General features: G+C 43.2%; 11 protein-coding genes. 2 read left to right on the top strand and 9 right to left on the bottom strand.

Going from position 1 to position 13,752, the window contains the following annotated elements:
* Positions 1-3: 3 nt before the first annotated feature.
* The 9 genes from PSU78_RS10080 to PSU78_RS10040 form a co-directional block, all read right to left on the bottom strand.
* Entirely contained in the window at positions 4-1,497 is a 1,494-nt protein-coding gene (locus PSU78_RS10080; protein WP_300387603.1) for an aldehyde dehydrogenase, read from the bottom strand.
* A gap of 2 nt (positions 1,498-1,499) precedes the next feature.
* Positions 1,500-2,960, bottom strand: a complete 1,461-nt coding sequence (locus tag PSU78_RS10075; protein ID WP_300387602.1) for an NAD-dependent succinate-semialdehyde dehydrogenase — start codon at positions 2,958-2,960, stop codon at positions 1,500-1,502.
* Positions 2,961-3,051: 91 nt separating this feature from the next.
* Positions 3,052-3,897 (bottom strand): ABC transporter permease subunit, encoded by an 846-nt coding sequence (locus PSU78_RS10070; protein ID WP_300387601.1) that lies wholly within the window; start codon positions 3,895-3,897, stop codon positions 3,052-3,054.
* Complete coding sequence (locus PSU78_RS10065) at positions 3,897-4,799, bottom strand: ABC transporter permease (protein ID WP_300387600.1); 903 nt, start codon at positions 4,797-4,799, stop codon at positions 3,897-3,899. Before PSU78_RS10065 ends, PSU78_RS10070 begins: the two co-directional genes overlap by 1 nt.
* A 60-nt stretch (positions 4,800-4,859) precedes the next feature.
* Positions 4,860-5,981: a polyamine ABC transporter ATP-binding protein gene (locus PSU78_RS10060; protein ID WP_300387599.1), complete on the bottom strand. Its 1,122-nt coding sequence runs from the start codon at positions 5,979-5,981 to the stop codon at positions 4,860-4,862.
* Between the two features lie 145 nt (positions 5,982-6,126).
* Complete coding sequence (locus PSU78_RS10055) at positions 6,127-7,290, bottom strand: polyamine ABC transporter substrate-binding protein (protein WP_300387597.1); 1,164 nt, start codon at positions 7,288-7,290, stop codon at positions 6,127-6,129.
* 173 nt (positions 7,291-7,463) lie between these two features.
* Positions 7,464-8,834 (bottom strand): aspartate aminotransferase family protein, encoded by a 1,371-nt coding sequence (locus tag PSU78_RS10050; protein WP_300387595.1) that lies wholly within the window; start codon positions 8,832-8,834, stop codon positions 7,464-7,466.
* A gap of 73 nt (positions 8,835-8,907) precedes the next feature.
* Positions 8,908-10,278, bottom strand: coding sequence for a glutamine synthetase family protein (locus PSU78_RS10045; RefSeq protein ID WP_300387593.1), 1,371 nt, complete (start codon positions 10,276-10,278; stop codon positions 8,908-8,910).
* A gap of 70 nt (positions 10,279-10,348) precedes the next feature.
* The gene (locus PSU78_RS10040) at positions 10,349-11,122 is read right to left on the bottom strand and encodes a gamma-glutamyl-gamma-aminobutyrate hydrolase family protein (protein WP_300387591.1); all 774 of its coding nucleotides are present in this window, start codon (positions 11,120-11,122) and stop codon (positions 10,349-10,351) included.
* Between the two features lie 194 nt (positions 11,123-11,316).
* Between PSU78_RS10040 and PSU78_RS10035 the strand changes: the two genes are divergently transcribed.
* Positions 11,317-12,867, top strand: a complete 1,551-nt coding sequence (locus tag PSU78_RS10035; protein WP_300387589.1) for a PLP-dependent aminotransferase family protein — start codon at positions 11,317-11,319, stop codon at positions 12,865-12,867.
* Positions 12,868-13,056: 189 nt separating this feature from the next.
* On the top strand, positions 13,057-13,560 hold the full coding sequence (locus tag PSU78_RS10030) for a hypothetical protein (RefSeq protein ID WP_300387587.1): 504 nt from the start codon (positions 13,057-13,059) through the stop codon (positions 13,558-13,560).
* Positions 13,561-13,752 lie beyond the last annotated feature (192 nt).

Raw genomic sequence — 13,752 nt, 5'->3', positions numbered from 1 at the left:
CAGTTAAATTAATCGTATCCATGTTGTTTTAAGCTCAGTGTACTTTTCTAAGGCATGTAGAGATTTATCGCGACCGTTACCTGATTGTTTGTAGCCGCCAAAAGGCACGGTGATATCGTCTTCGTCATAGCTGTTCACATGTACCGTGCCAGCCCGCAGGGCGCGTGACACCATATGTGCACGCGTCAAATCTTGCGTCCAAATCGCTGCTGCAAGGCCATATTCTGTGTCGTTAGCAATGGCTATCGCCTCTTCTTCTGTATCAAAAGCAATGATAGAAAGCACTGGACCAAAAATCTCTTCAGCGGCGATTTTCATATCATTGGTCACGTCATCAAACACGGTCGGGCTAATATAAAAACCGCCTGTTTCGGTTAATACGCGTTCGCCGCCCGCACATAGTTTGGCACCTTGTGCTTTACCACTTTCAATGTATTTCAATACATTTTCCATTTGCACACAGTCTACAATTGCCCCCATGGTTGTGTTGGCATCTAAGGGGTCACTCGGCTGATAATCAGGCAAGTTAGTCAGTAGTTTTTTAACGAACTCATCTTTGATTGAGCGCTCAACCAGTAAACGTGAAGGCGCATTGCAGCTTTCGCCCTGATTGTAAAAAATTGAGCCTATAGATGCGGCGGCAGCTTTATCCAGATCTTTGCAATCGGCAAATACGATATTAGGTGATTTACCACCTAGCTCGCACCACGCACGCTTGAGGTTGCTTTGACCTGCCATGATTTGGATTTTCTTACCCACACCTGTAGAACCAGTAAAGGCAATGCAGTCCACATCCATATGCATCGCTAATGGAGAGCCTGCATCTGGGCCAAAGCCTGGTACTACATTTAAAACGCCTTTTGGTATTCCAGCTTCTATCGCCAAATCACCGAGTCTTAATGCTGTTAAAGGAGATTTCTCAGAAGGTTTCAATACAATACTATTACCAGTCGCTAAGGCTGGTGCAATTTTCCAGCAAGCCATTAATATAGGGTAGTTCCACGGCACAATCGCACCAACTACGCCAATTGGCTCACGTGTAATCATGGCAAGTGTATGGTCTGCTGTTGGGGCAATTTCATCGTAGACTTTGTCAATCGCCTCACCAAACCAGCGCAAACTATTGGCCGCTGAAGTAACATCTACACTCAAGCTGGCCGAAATAGGTTTGCCCATATCCAGCGTTTCTAGCAGAGCCAACTCAGCTTTGTGTGCTAACACCAAATCAGCAAAACGAATCATGGTTTGTTTACGCTCACGAGGTGATAAACCAGACCAGCACCTATCTTTAAAAGCAGCGCGTGCCGCAACAACAGCACGGTCTACATCCGCGGCTTTACTGCTAGCAACATCGGCCAATTTTCGACCATCAATCGGTGAGAAGCACTCAAAAGTACTACCATCAAGCGCATCCACGCGCTGGCCGTCAATAAAAGCACGTCCATCGATTCTTAAATCTTTCGCTCTTTCATGCCAATCAATTTTAATTTCAGCCATATTTATAACCCCGCCATACACACGTATTTTAATTCTAGATATTCATCAATGCCGTGATGCGAACCTTCGCGCCCCAAGCCTGACTGCTTAACGCCACCAAAAGGCGCCACTTCATTTGAAATCATGCCAGTATTCACGCCCACCATACCGTATTCAAGCGCCTCTGCCACGCGCCAGATTCTGCCTATATCTCGGCTGTAAAAATAAGAAGCTAGGCCAAATTCGGTACGGTTCGCTAACTCAATGACTTCTGCATCGGTCTTAAAGCGAAATAATGGCGCCACGGGGCCGAAAGTCTCTTCGCTAAAAATTAACGCATCATCACTCACATTGGCTAGTACGGTAGGTTCAAAGAATGTACCACCTAAAGTATGACGCTTGCCACCTTGTAACACTGTTGCGCCTTTGGCAACCGCATCTGCCACATGGCTTTCAACTTTCTCTATCGCTGATGTATCAATCAGCGGGCCTTGCGTAACACCCTCTTCACTACCTGCACCTACTTTTAATTGTGCTACTTTGACGGCTAGTTTCTTGGCAAATTCATCGTACACGCCCTCTTGCACAAACAAGCGATTTGAACATACACACGTTTGTCCAGCATTACGGTATTTGCTAATCATGGCACCTTCAACTGCTGCGTCTAAGTCTGCATCATTGAAGACGATAAATGGCGCATTGCCACCCAATTCAAGCGATAGCTTTTTAATTGTATCGGCACATTGGCGCATTAAGATACGTCCGACTTCTGTTGATCCTGTGAACGAAAGTTTGGCCAACACAGGGCTTTCACATAAAGCCGCGCCGATTTGACGTGCATCACCCGTAATCACTTGCAATACGCCACTAGGCACGCCCGCTTCTTCTGATAATACAGCCAAAGCAATAGCACATAATGGTGTTTGTTCAGCAGGTTTAATAATCATGCTACAACCAGCAGCAAGCGCAGGCCCTGCTTTACGGGTAATCATTGCTATTGGAAAATTCCAAGGTGTGATAGCAGCAGTGACACCTATTGGCTGTTTCAGCACCAATAAACGACGGTCGCCCATAGGCGCTGGAATTGTTTCGCCATAGACACGTTTAGCTTCTTCAGCAAACCACTCAATAAAGCTTGCACCATAATTCACCTCGCCACGTGCTTCGGCTAATGGCTTACCTTGTTCTGCGGTCAGCAATTGCGCCAAGTCTTCTTTGTGCAGAATAATTAGGTCAAACCAACGTTTAAGTATTGCAGCACGTGCAGCAGCAGTAAGGGTTTTCCATGATTTTTGCGCAACTTCCGCAGCCACAATCGCGCGTTCAGCTTCGGCACGCCTCATCAGCGGCACTGAGGCCACAACTGAGCCTGTGGCAGGATTAGTGACGCTTATCGTTTCACCTGAGTCTGCACTCACCCATTGACCAGCCAGCAATGTAAGGTTGTTTTTGAGTAATTGGGGATACTTTAATTGAATGGACATAATTTTCTGCTTGATTTGGTTTGATGTAGAAGCGACGAGAGGTCGCTTCTACTTTTTAAATACATCTTTATAAATACAGCTTAAAAAAATACTACTTATTGCTATCGCTATAAGCTTGTGCCTCTTCGCGCTTACGCTTGCGCTCTTGATGTGAGGTATAAAAGCTTGAAGCAATGACTGCAATGGTAACCACGGTAATTGTCACAGTTGCAACCGCGTTAATGGTTGGGTTTAAGCCTAATCTGGCGCGTGAGAAAATCACCATCGGCATCGTTGAATAGCCCGGACCAGATAGGAATGAAGACAAGACAACATCATCAAACGACAGCGTGAATGTCAGCAAAAACGCAGAAACTAGCGCAGGAACTAACAAAGGGAAAGTGACTAGCGTAAACACCTGCATAGGTTTGCAACCCAAGTCCATCGCCGCTTCATCTAATTTACTGTCCATCTCACGTAAGCGTGAAGTGACGACCACCGCTGCATAAGCCGTGCCTAATAATGCATGACCTAGTAAAATAGTAAATAAGCCACGTTCTGGAAAACCGAGCCAATTTTGCACAGAAACGATCATTAATAACAGCGATAAACCTACAATCACATCTGGCATTACCAACGGCATGCTAGACATTGAAGTCAGCAGCGTACGACCCTTAAAGCGCTTATAACGATTTAAAGCAAAGGCAGTAAACGTGCCAAAAAATACTGACATTAACGCAGACAAACCTGCAATTTCAAGCGACAATAGCACCGCTGAAATTAAGTCTGAATCTTGTGCCAGTGCAGCATACCAGCGAAAACTAGCATGTGACCAAACGGTGACCAGTTTTGAATCGTTAAAGGAAAATACAACCAGTGTGATAATTGGCAAATATAAAAATACATAGACAGCAATCATCCAAGTTTTCGCAAATACTTTATTTGAAGCGTTGCTCATTATTTACCCTCCATTTGCTCTGCTTGGGCTTTATTGTAAACACCCATTGGCACTAAGATTAGCAATATCATGACTACCGCAACGGCTGATGCCATTGGCCAGTCATTATTACTAAAGAACTCATCCCACAACACGCGACCTATCATCAAGGTGCTTGAGCCGCCGAGTAACTCCGGAATCACATATTCACCTACCGCAGGGATAAATACCAACATTGAACCAGCGATAATGCCCGCTTTTGAAAGTGGTACAGTAATCAGCCAAAACGCTTTGAATGGGCTGGTACCAAGGTCTGATGCTGCTTCTAGATAACGCATATCCATCTTAGAGAGGTTGGCGTATAGCGGCAAAATCATAAACGGCAAGTATGAATACACCATGCCTAACAGTAATGAAAAAGAGTTGTTCATCATCTCGATTGGCGTATCAATAATATGCAAGCTCATAAGTATATTATTGATGACGCCATTGCTGACTAACAAAGTTTTCCACGCATAGATACGTAGTAAAAATGATGTCCAAAACGGCAGCATAATCAGCATCAACAAAGTCGGCTGCATATGTTTAGGTGAGCGCGCCATGTAGTAGGCAAATGGGTAGCCAATGGCTAAACATAATAAAGTGGTAATGAGTGCGTATTTAATAGAGGATAAATACGTTTTGATGTAAAGCGAGTCAGTGGCAAGAAACTGATAACTGGCAAAATTTAAAGTCAGTCTAGGCCAGCCATGGCTCCAGTCGATCATGTTTGAAATGCTCGTTGACTCCATTTCAGACAAGCTAATTTTAAGCACAATGAGCAGTGGGATAGCCGCAAGCAATAAAAACCAGAAATATGGAACACCAATCACCGCAAGGCGTCCAGCTGAAAGACTGGTGAAGAAACTTTGTGTTTTAGCCATAGCAATTTTCCTTTATGAATTCTTAATGAATTTATGAATGAATTAAAAGTTGAGTCAACCTTACTGCGTTAACACTACCATTGCTAAATTGTTCCAGCTTGCGTATGCGCGATCACCCCAAGTTAAACCACAACTCAAATCGCGCGTATTGTTAAGTTCTTGTGCCTTGATTACTTTGCCACTATCGAGTTTCAAGTGATAGGTTGTGTGAGCGCCAAAGTAAACGATTTCGATGACTTCACCAGCACACCAGTTATAGTCGCTATTCGGCTTATCTTTAGACAACATGATTTTTTCTGGTCGTAAAGCTACCCCTACATCCATACCGGGATGCCCACTCACACCATGCCCTACGTAATGAATGCATTCTGGGCAACGCACGGTCACATGATCAGGCTCATCTTCTTCAATCTTACCTTCGAATATATTCACATTACCAATAAAGTCAGCCACTTTTCGGCTGTTTGGCATTTCATACACAGCATCAGGCGCACCAACTTGCAAGAAATACCCTTCACTCATCACGGCAATGCGTGATGCCATCGTCATGGCTTCTTCTTGGTCATGCGTCACTAGCACGCAGGTCACGCCCACTTCTTCAATGATATTCACCAGTTCAAGCTGCGTAGTCTCTCGTAATTTTTTATCTAAAGCACCGAGAGGTTCATCTAATAACAATAACTGAGGGCGTTTTGCTAGGCTACGTACCAAGGCAACGCGTTGCTGCTGACCGCCAGAGAGTTGATGCGGCTTACGTTTCGCATATTTATTGAGTTGCGCCAAGCTCAACATTTTTTCGACGCGGTCGGCTATTTCATCTTTAGGCATACCGTCGCGCTTTAAACCAAAAGCTACATTTTCCCAAACACTTAAATGAGGAAAGAGCGCATATGATTGAAACATCATGTTGATTGGTCGCTGAAACGGCGGCAGATTGGTAATATCTTGATTCGCCAGAAAAATCTTACCTTTAGTAGGAGTTTCAAAGCCTGCCATCATGCGCAATAACGTAGATTTCCCGCAACCTGAACCACCAAGTAACGCGAAGATTTCACCCTTCATTACCGTGAGTGAAACGTCATCTACGGCTTTCACCGTGCCATCGTAAACTTTGGTGACATTTTCAACACGCAGTAACACTTCTTGCGCAGCTTTATTCGTTTCTTTAGGTGCGGTTGCCATAAAAACCCTTATCTAAGATATTGAAAATCAATGTGTTTGAAAACTAGGTGTTTGAAACTATGTGTTTGAAAATCATGTACTTAAAAAACAGTTACATTAAACTTTTGTAGGAGCGTAATCATTGACGCTCCTACAAAGCTAACAACTAAACGCCAGATTTAAACTTAGTATATAAACGTGTCATGTTACGTTTAGTTTTTGCATCTTCAACACCAGGCGGCACTAACTTAGCAATATCTTCATCAGACAAGAAAATAGATTTGTTGTTTTTAATATCTTCATCAACAAATTCAGTTGCGGCTTTGTTAGGATTGGCGTAGGTCACTGTGTTCGTGATGGCCGCCGTTACTTTTGGCTGCATAATGTAATTCATCCACAGATGTGCATTATTTGGATGTTTTGCATCCGCAGGAATTGCCATTGTATCCATAAACATCAAGCCACCTGTTTTTGGCACTAGCGCTTCGATGTGTTGCTCGGCTTTATTCTCGATTGAACGTTTATGCGCCAAGTTAAAATCACCCGCCCAACCGTAAGCGACACAAATATTTCCGCTTGCTAAGTCATCAATTTGACCACCAGAATTGAATTTTTTAATATCAGGGCGCACCTTCATTAACATATCAAATGCTGCTTGATAATCTTCTGGTGTACCTGTGTAAACTGGCTTACCTAAATAATGTAAAGCGGCTTGAAACACATCGGCTGGGGTATCTAAAAAGGTAATACCGCATGACTTTAATTTACTAGTGTAAGTTGGGTTAAATACTAAATCCCATGCATTGTCTGGCATAGGCGTGTCGCCGAGCGCAGCTTTTACTTTATCTACGTTAATACCAACAGTGTTATAGCTCCACATCCAGTCAATTAAATACGTGTTACCTGGATCTAACTCAGCCATCTGCTTCAAGATACCTGGATCTAGATTTTTCCAATTTGGTAATTTAGATTTATCTAGCTTTTGAAACAAACCACCATCAATTTGCAATTTTGCCCAATTAGAACCCGGCACTACGATGTCGTAACCTGTATTTTTAGCAATGAGTTTCGCATGCAGAATTTCGTTACTATCAAACACATCGTAACGAACTTTAATGCCTGTTTCTTTCTCAAAATTAGCAATCGTATCTGGTGCAATATAGTCTGACCAGTTGTAAATATTGAGGATTTTTTCTTCTGGTTCGCTAGCCGCCGCCACCGTTGGCTTGGCTGCTTCAGCAGTGGTATTGTCAGATTTGCTACAAGAAACCGTAGCTAGACCAGTAATAATCGCCATACCTAGCAAGTATTTACTATAAGATAAATTCATATTCATTAACCCCTTTAATTAGTGAGTGACTGAGAAAGTATTGCTAAAAATTTGCACCATCTTTTGCGCTATAAAACCCCTTATGCTGACCAAATAGATTCGAAGTAATCTTACAATAGGCAGGTTCAAAAACCAACTATACCCACATTTAATTGCATCATAAATATCGCGTATTAATCATAAAGCCCCTGCGCTTTCAAGTCAGCTAAGGTTGCATCTAGGCATTTCTGAATTAGCGCGACCATTTCATCAATTTGTGCTTTAGTAATCACTAGCGGTGGGGCAATGATCATACGCTCACCAACTGCTCGCATAATCAAGCCATTGGCAAAGCAATGGCCACGACAAATCATGCCTACGCCTACATCTTCATCAAAATGTACGTGGTTTGCCTTGTCTTTCATCAGCACGAAACCAGCGACTAACCCTAGTGTTTCAGCACCACCAACCAATGGATGTTTGGCTAGCTCGGCATATTTTTGCGCTAAATATGGGCCAGTTTCATTAAGCACTTTATCGACTAAGCCTTCACTTTCCATAATCTCGATATTCGCCAGCGCCACAGCACAAGCGGTTGGATGCCCTGAGTAGGTATAGCCATGATTGAATTCACCACCCTGCTCAATCAATACTTTAGCAACACGCTTGCCGACCACTACGCCACCTAAAGGAATGTAGCCAGAAGTCACGCCTTTAGCAAAAGTCATTAAATCAGGTTTACAGCCTAATAATTGCGAACCAAACCATTTACCAAGACGACCAAAACCGCAAATGACTTCATCGCAGATCAGCAAAATGCCGTATTTATCACAGATACGTTGAATCTCTGGCCAGTAAGTTTTAGGGGGAATAATCACGCCACCCGCACCTTGCACAGGCTCTCCAATGAATGCTGCAACTTTATCTGCGCCAACTTCTAAGATTTTTTTCTCTAACCAACCGGCCGCTTCAATACCAAACGCATCTCTATCTTGGTTTGGTGCCATGCCGTAATGATAGGGTTGTTCGATGTGCTCTATGCCTGGAATCATGCCGCCCTGCGCATGCATACCTTCCATACCCCCTAAAGATGAGCCAACGAGTGTTGAGCCATGATAAGCGTTATTACGACTAATAATGACCGTGCGCTCTGGCTGCCCTAGCGTTGCCCAATAATGGCGCACCATGCGAACGTTGGTATCATTAGACTCTGAGCCAGAGCTGCTAAAAAATACATGGCTATAATCATCACCAGCCAGCTTGATGATTTTTTCTGCAAGTTTAACTGCAGGCACATTCGTAGTTTGAAAAAAACTATTATAGTAAGGAAGCTCAAGCATTTGTTTAGCGGCAGCATCTACTAGCTCTTTACGCCCATAGCCAACATTCACGCACCATAAACCAGACATTGCATCTAAGATTTTTTCACCTGTAGAATCCCAAATATAGATGCCATCAGCCTTAGTAATAATACGTGAACCTTTATCCGACAAGCTTTTATGATCGGTAAAAGGATGCATAAAGTGCGCTGAATCTATTGCTTGTATTTCTTTAGTATTAATCATAACTTTCTCAATTCAGATGTTTAGATTTTCCAACCACAGCGCTAATAATTCGCGCTGTCTATACTGAATGCTTTTACACATGCATTAAAAGATGTTCACGTTCCCATGGGCTAATCACGCGCATAAACTCGTCGTGCTCAGCATCTTTCACTGCCAAATATACATCTACGAAATCTTTACCCAGCACCTCATGCAAAGCCTGAGAATGCTCTAATTCACGTATCGCTTCAGACAAGCCGCGTGGTAATTGATAATCAGAAGCGTAAGCACTGCCAGTAGTGACTTCTGTTGGTTTAAGTTTTTCTTTAATACCTAAGTAACCACAAGCCAAGGTAACGGCCATCGCTAGGTAAGGGTTAGCATCTGCACCTACAACACGATTCTCTATACGACGACCTGCTGGCTCCGAAATCGGCACGCGGATACCCACAGTACGGTTATCGTAGCCCCATTCAATATTAATCGGCGCAGCACCATTTCGTACAATACGACGATATGAGTTCACATAAGGCGCGAGCAATACCATGGCAGCAGGTAAGTATTTTTGTAAACCTGCAATGTAATGGAAAAATATCGGGGATGCTGTGCCATCAGCGTTACTAAAAATATTCTGCTTAGTTTGAGTATCAATCACGCTTTGGTGAATGTGCATGGCTGATCCTGGCTCATGTTGCATAGGTTTAGCCATAAATGTCGCGTACATGCCATGGCGCATCGCCGCTTCACGCAATAAACGTTTAAAGAAGAACGATTTATCAGCCAAAATCATCGGCTCATCGTGCAAAAAGTTAATTTCCATTTGCCCTGCGCCAAACTCATGAATCAGCGTATCAAGCTCTAAACCCATCAATGCTGAATAGTCATAAATATCTTCAAACAATGGGTCAAATTCGTTCACCGCATCAATACTGTATAACTGGCGGCTAGTTTCTTTGCGTCCACTGCGGCCTACTGGCGGGCTTAAAGCAATATCAGGGTCTGGGTTACGCTCAAGTAAATAAAACTCTAGCTCTGGCGCCACGATTGGTGTCCAGCCTAAGTCTTTATATAAATTAGTCACACGGCGAAGCACGTTTCTAGGCGCAAAATCAATTGATTTACCGCTATGATCTACGCAATCCATAATCACTTGCGCGGTTGGGTCTACTGCCCAAGGCACCAATCTAAGTGTGGTTGGGTCTGGAATAAGCACCATGTCTTTATCGGTTACACCAAACACACGGTCATATCCCTCGTTACCATCAGGCGACTCGCCCGTCACCGTCATACCAAACACCGCTTCTGGTAAACGCATCGCGCGGTCTGTTGAAAACTTCTCGCGAGGTAGAATTTTGCCACGTGCTACCCCTGTTAAATCTGGCACCAAACACTCAATCTCGGTAATGTTGTTTTCCGTCAACCACTTATCCATATCCACATGATTCATTGCTACTTGTTCTGTCATTTTTACTCTCCAGTACTACTTTATTAACAGCTTATTGATGTGTTTTTTATTGTTTGCATCTTTGTAAGCGTTAATCTGGTGGTTCGTGCCTTCTCAATCTAAATCTACAAGCGTCACCAAAGGCTCTGAAAATAGCCAAATACTGTGGGTTTTCCATCACTTTCCACTCAGGGTGCCACTGCACAGCTAAAGTAAAGGCCTTGGCTTTTTCTACACGTATAGCTTCTACCAAACCGTCTGGTGCATAGGCCTCTGCCACCAAACCATCGCCAAGCCTATCTACACCTTGACCGTGTAAAGAGTTCACCATCATCTGTGTTGCACCAACTATTTTAGCCAACTGACCATCAGCCACTAAGTCAATGTGGTGTGCTTGCGCATATTGAATATCGATAGAAACATCTTTAATTTCTCTATGATCTTTCAAGCCAGGGACTTCCTGAACGGCTTGATGCAAACTACCGCCAAACGCGACATTCACTTCTTGAAAGCCACGACAAATAGCCAATAAAGGTACTTCGGCTTTAATGGCAGCTTGCACGAGTTTTAAGGTAAGCGCATCGCGCGCTGGGTCTAATGGTAATTCGGGATTATGTACTTCTTGATCGAAGTGCGAGGGATGTACATTTGAAACTGAGCCTGTTAGCAAAATACCATCAGCGATAGCCAACAAATCTTCAATCTCTAACAAATCCCCGATTGAAGGTACGACTAAAGGCAGTGCGCCAGCGGCCTCTGCCACCGCCACTAAATATTTATGACCCACCACATGAAATGGATGCTCACCAAGCGGCTTAACATCCGCAGGGATTAAAACTACTGGTTTACGTTTTATTGTCATCATTTTCAGATTGAGTTTTATAAGCTTACACTTTATGTACTTACGCTATATCTATCTACACTACTGTAATTGCATTACCTCATGGCTAAGTATACTATTCCTAAAATTGGTAATGCAACAAGAGCCATTTAGATTATTTAGATAGAACCACTTTATCACATATAACTCGGCTACAACCACTTGGAATACTCTACTTCATGAAACAACTTGTGCTTTCAGAATGGCTACTGACCCAGCTTAACCATTCAGACTTTCCCATCCGTATGCCAAACCACAGGCGAATTTACGAAGTAATTCGCCGTGCAATCACCACCCAAATTTTACCCGCAGGGGAACGCCTACCTTCCACAAGAAGCTTGGCAGAAGATTTAACCGTTTCGCGTAACACCATACTAGCGGCTTTTGAGCAGCTACTTGATGAAGGTTATGTGGCATCGCAAACGGGCAGCGGTACCTATGTTACCTACAATCAGCACGATGGCTTCTCAAAGAACATATCTCTTCACAGTACTGTAGAAGAACAGTCAGCAGAAGTTAACGTTGAGTCCAATGCGGAAAATACCTCTCTAAGACTTGAAGCTTCCAATGGCTTATCTAAACGCGGATTAGCAGCCTGCGGCTCAATCAAAGCCAGCAATACTAAAACTAACAACGAAGTACAGCCATTTACCCCAGGCGAGGACGATTACGCAGGTTTTCCTTATGCGCTATGGCGTCGATTACTCAATCGGCAATGGCGCACGCCAGACCCTGCCCTGCTTGACTCAAGCCACGATGGCGGTTACTTACCACTACGAAAAGCCATTGCTGATTATTTACGCGTATCACGTGCAGTCAACCTCACCTTCGACCAAGTGCTGATTACTTCAGGCACGCAACAATCCATTGATTTATGCGCACGCTTACTCACAGACCACGGTGATTGTGCATGGGTAGAAAACCCAGGTTACTGGGCGGCACGGCGTGTACTGGAAGTGAATGGCCTACAACTACACCCAGTCAATGTAGACAAAGAAGGCATGGCGCCAAGTACTAAAGATTATCGAACTATACCGCGTTTGATATACACCACGCCCTCGCACCAATATCCCAAAGGCATGGTCATGAGTTATGGCCGCCGCCGCTTATTGTTAGATTATGCGCAAAACTGTAAAGCATGGGTTATTGAAGATGATTACGATAGCGAATTTCGTTTTGAAGGTCGGCCAATTTCATCCTTACAAGGTATGGATCAAAATGGCCGCGTGCTATATTTAGGCACATTTTCAAAAGTCATGTACCCCGGCATACGCTTAGGTTATTTAGTAGTGCCACCAAATTTGGTAGAAAGCTTTAAAAGTGGCTTGTATGAGCTACAACGCCCCGGGCAAGTCGTCATTCAAGCCGCACTAGCAGAGTTCATCGAAGAAGGTCACTTCGCAAGCCATATCAGAAGACTACGACAAATTTACGGTGAACGTAGACGGCTATTGCAAGCAGCATTAGCCCCAATAGCCACGGTAGGCGCAAGACTTTCCACAGTAGACTCTGGTCTGCACTTAGTGGTGGAATTTGACTCAGTGTGTGACGACGTACACATAGCTGAATTAGCCTCATCACAAGGCTTGCGCGTATACCCGCTATCGCACTACTGCATGGGCGAAAGCACAGAGAAAGGCTTGATTATCGGCTATGCGTATTCCGCCACGGAGCATATTACGGAATATGGAAGTAAGCTGGCAGAGGTTATACAAACAGCTTTGAGGTAGTGAGCCTCATTTAAAACTCTGAGAGTTAGCAATTTTGAATTGCATCCGTAATTACTACTATTTGGTATACAAAACTAACAATAATCAACTGTAATATTTAAAAAGAAAAATCACATGTCAAAATTAACATTTACGATACTATTACTCGGGTGTATGCATTCATAAAATAGAAGTTAGGTTAATAAGAAAATGGATATTCAAGAAAGAATTAAATACGATACTGAAGACTTGAAGTCTTACTTTTTAAAGTTGTTTATTGTAATGGATACTCCAGAAGTATTTTCAGATTCCAATCACTTTAAACAGTACGTAAAATCAGACATGGTATGTAATATCTACGGGTGTTTAGACTTTTGGTTATCACAAACATGTGAACATAAACACTCAGCTTTTGCTCTCCAACTGTCCTATAAGGACATTAAAGCAAAAAATGATCTAGCTGTGTATCATAAGTATTTAGAAAAAATCGTCGGCATTGATATGTCAAAATGCATAGATGATTATAATAATTTACAAGATTTACGAATGGTAAGAAATTGCATTATCCACGCAGGATCTCACACTGAGAAAGTCGAGCTTAATAAAATTAAAGGGGTTAATGTTTCAGGAACATTGGTCACTGTTACTAAAGACTATGTATTTGATACTTTAGTTAACGCTAAAAACTACCTGTTGTTTGTAAATAAGCCCTAATCAAGCATTCTAGCAGGGCAATTATTTATGCCCTGCTAGAATGCTACACATGTCTCAGCCAAGTAGGGTGGGCAACTCGTTGCCCACGCGTTACATCCTTCAACATTCCAATAACCGCGTGGGCAGAAATCTGCCCACCCTACAATAAATGTCCGCCTACAAGGTCGCTATATATGGTTTTGTAGGAGCGAC

The sequence above is a fragment of the Methylotenera sp. genome (genome assembly GCF_029945705.1).
Taxonomy (GTDB): Bacteria; Pseudomonadota; Gammaproteobacteria; order Burkholderiales; family Methylophilaceae; genus Methylotenera.
Note: the sequence above shows the minus strand (reverse complement) of the source record. Positions and strands in the feature narration are given on the sequence as shown.